The organism is Cytobacillus oceanisediminis 2691 (genome assembly GCF_007678455.1).
Lineage (GTDB): Bacteria > Bacillota > Bacilli > Bacillales > Cytobacillaceae > Mesobacillus > Mesobacillus oceanisediminis_A.
In genome coordinates this window covers 1-240 of sequence record NZ_VEEP01000382.1, presented here as the reverse complement: position 1 = coordinate 240, position 240 = coordinate 1, and the positions used below count along the sequence as shown (strand labels likewise).

Here is a 240-nt window from a genome sequence, read left to right as displayed (position 1 = left end):
TTTTGGAAATGAGGGAATTGATTGGCGAAGAGGAGAAGATAGAGGATGGGGAGGAGTTAAGGGTGAAGATTGAAGATTTGCTTGGGTCAGGTGTGAGGATGGAGACCAGCGTTGATATTGATAGGCAGAGAGAGGGAGTGGAGGGAGTGTGGGGTGATTTGGGGGATGGATGGGTGGAGGGTGGGGGAGGGGTTATAAAGGATGAGAAGGGGAGGATGGTTGCGCTGGGGGGAGGAAAAA

General features: G+C 52.1%; 1 protein-coding gene. It reads left to right on the top strand.

The genetic code is table 11. The features are described from left to right. The coding region (locus FS736_RS24750) for a hypothetical protein (RefSeq protein ID WP_186326949.1) at positions 1-240 on the top strand (240 nt) is incomplete at both ends.